Source organism: Pseudomonas sp. Sample_24 (assembly GCF_004307605.1).
Taxonomy (GTDB): domain Bacteria; phylum Pseudomonadota; class Gammaproteobacteria; order Pseudomonadales; family Pseudomonadaceae; genus Aquipseudomonas.
In genome coordinates this window covers 1-2,582 of record NZ_RCNW01000038.1, presented here as the reverse complement: position 1 = coordinate 2,582, position 2,582 = coordinate 1, and the positions used below count along the sequence as shown (strand labels likewise).

Sequence of the window (2,582 nt, the reverse complement as noted above, 5' to 3'; positions counted from 1 at the left end):
ACGGGATTGTGACTCCCGTTGTCGTGGGTTCGATCCCCATCGTCCACCCCATATTCCGAAAGGCGCCAGATTAATAGTCTGGCGCCTTTTTTGTTTCAGAAGATCGAGTTTTCAGCGGCTGCAGGTACTGGGTCGCAGGGCAGGGCGTTTCGTCGTATTTATGTTACTCGATGATGCCGTGCTGCCCACCGGCCTTGCTCGCCGGGTTGGCTGTCGGGGAGATGCCTGGTACCGCTTCTATATAAGGAAGGGTTGGTGCAGAGCCCTGGCGTGATTGGTTGTATTTGCCACCGGAGCGAAGTGCATCCGTGCCTTCGCACCTATAAATTGCCTGCTGTTTTTTTACCCGTTTTCAGTGGGGTGACTTCTTGAGTTTGACCCACTAGAATGCATGCCCTTGATTCTGGGGTCGGAAACGGCCGGCTAACGTCTGTGCAACGAGGAATATCCATGCAAGTTTCTGTTGAAAATACTTCTGCTCTTGAGCGCCGCATGAGCATCACCGTGCCGGCTGAGCGCATCGAGACTCAGGTCAACAAGCGTCTGCAGCAGACTGCCCAAAAGGCCAAGATTGCTGGCTTCCGTCCAGGCAAAGTGCCAATGAGCGAAATCAAGCGTCGTTTTGGCGCCGAAGCTCGCCAGGAAGCTGTAGGCGACGTCATCCAGTCTTCCTTCTACGAGGCTGTTGTCGAGCAAAAGCTGAACCCGGCGGGTTCGCCTTCGATCGAGCCGAAATCCCTGGAAGCGGGCAAGGACCTGGAATACGTCGCAGTTTTCGAAGTGTTCCCTGAGTTCACCGTTGCCGGTTTCGAAGGTATCACCGTAGAGCGCCTGAGCGCTGACGTGGCTGATGCCGATCTGGACAAGATGCTGGACATCCTGCGCAAGCAGAACACCCGTTTCGAAGTGGCCGATCGTGCTGCCCAGAACGAAGACCAGCTGAACATCGATTTCGTTGGCAAGGTCGACGGTGAAGTGTTCGCTGGCGGTTCCGCCAAAGGTACTCAGCTGGTTCTGGGTTCCGGCCGCATGATCCCTGGCTTCGAAGACGGCCTGGTTGGCGCTAAAGCTGGCGAAGAGCGTGTTCTGAACCTGACCTTCCCTGAGGATTACCAGAACCTCGACCTGGCTGGCAAAGCCGCTGAGTTCACCGTGACCGTGAACACTGTTTCCGAGCCAAAACTGCCAGAGCTGACCGAAGAGTTCTTCGCTCAATTCGGCATCAAGGAAACCGGTCTGGAAGGCTTCCGCGCCGAAGTTCGCAAGAACATGGAGCGTGAGCTGCGTCAGGCGATCAAATCCAAGGTCAAGAATCAGGTAATGGATGGTCTGCTGGCCACCAACCCGATCGAAGTGCCGAAGGCTCTGCTGTCCAACGAAGTTGACCGTCTGCGCGTGCAGGCTGTTCAGCAGTTCGGCGGCAACATCAAGCCTGACCAACTGCCTGCCGAGCTGTTCGAAGAACAAGCCAAGCGCCGTGTGGTGCTGGGTCTGATCGTGGCTGAAGTGGTCAAGCAATTCGACCTCAAGCCTGACGAAGCTCGCGTTCGCGAAATGATTCAGGAAATGGCTTCGGCCTACCAAGAGCCTGAGCAGGTTGTGTCCTGGTACTACAAGAACGACCAGCAACTGAACGAAGTCCGTTCGGTTGTGCTGGAAGAACAAGTTGTGGATACTGTTCTGCAGAAAGCTAGCGTGACCGACAAATCGGTCTCTTACGAAGAAGCGGTCAAGCCGGTAGAAGCTCCACAAGCCGACTGATTGTTTTTGCGCTAAGAAGCACACACCATAAGCCAGCTCTCGAGCTGGCTTATGCGTATTCAAGACATAACTATTTGGGAGTGACTGCAGAGCATGTTCCGTAATTCGTATATTCAGCAGAACTCTGATATCCAGGCCGCAGGCGGCCTGGTCCCGATGGTTGTCGAGCAGTCCGCTCGTGGCGAACGCGCCTACGACATCTACTCGCGCCTCCTCAAGGAGCGAGTGATCTTTCTGGTTGGCCCGGTAGAGGACTACATGGCCAACCTGATCTGTGCGCAACTGCTGTTCCTTGAAGCGGAAAACCCGGACAAGGACATCCATCTCTATATCAACTCCCCGGGCGGTTCGGTGACGGCTGGCATGTCGATCTACGACACCATGCAGTTCATCAAACCCAACGTATCGACCACCTGTATCGGTCAAGCGTGCAGCATGGGCGCGTTCCTGCTGACGGCCGGTGCACCAGGCAAGCGTTACTGCCTGCCGAACTCGCGTGTGATGATTCACCAGCCACTGGGCGGTTTCCAGGGCCAGGCTTCGGATATCGAAATCCATGCCAAGGAAATCCTCTTCATCCGCGAGCGTCTGAACACGCTGATGGCCAAGCATAGCGGTCGCACTCTGGAAGAAATCGAGCGCGATACCAACCGCGACAACTTCATGAGTGCAGAAGCTGCGAAGGAATACGGTTTGATCGATGAAGTGATCAACCAGCGCCCAGCTTAAAAATAAGCAGCTCAAAATAGGCTTGGTCGGCGCGTCTGATCAGCGGCGGGCTTGAAAAAGCCCGCAATAGCCTTCATCTTGTGTTGCAAGCC

At 55.3% G+C, this 2,582-nt stretch carries 2 protein-coding genes; both read left to right on the top strand.

Going from position 1 to position 2,582, the window contains the following annotated elements:
• Window positions 1-450: 450 nt before the first annotated feature.
• Entirely contained in the window at window positions 451-1,761 is a 1,311-nt protein-coding gene (gene tig / locus D8V06_RS01895; protein ID WP_056854740.1) for a trigger factor, read from the top strand.
• Window positions 1,762-1,854: 93 nt separating this feature from the next.
• Window positions 1,855-2,490, top strand: a complete 636-nt coding sequence (clpP, locus tag D8V06_RS01890; RefSeq protein WP_053161532.1) for an ATP-dependent Clp endopeptidase proteolytic subunit ClpP — start codon at window positions 1,855-1,857, stop codon at window positions 2,488-2,490.
• Window positions 2,491-2,582 lie beyond the last annotated feature (92 nt).

Coding starts and splice junctions, on each gene's coding strand:
- tig (WP_056854740.1), top strand. CDS start 451: ATGCAAGTTTCTGTTGAAAATACTTCTGCTCTTGAGCGCCGCATGAGC.
- clpP (WP_053161532.1), top strand. CDS start 1,855: ATGTTCCGTAATTCGTATATTCAGCAGAACTCTGATATCCAGGCCGCA.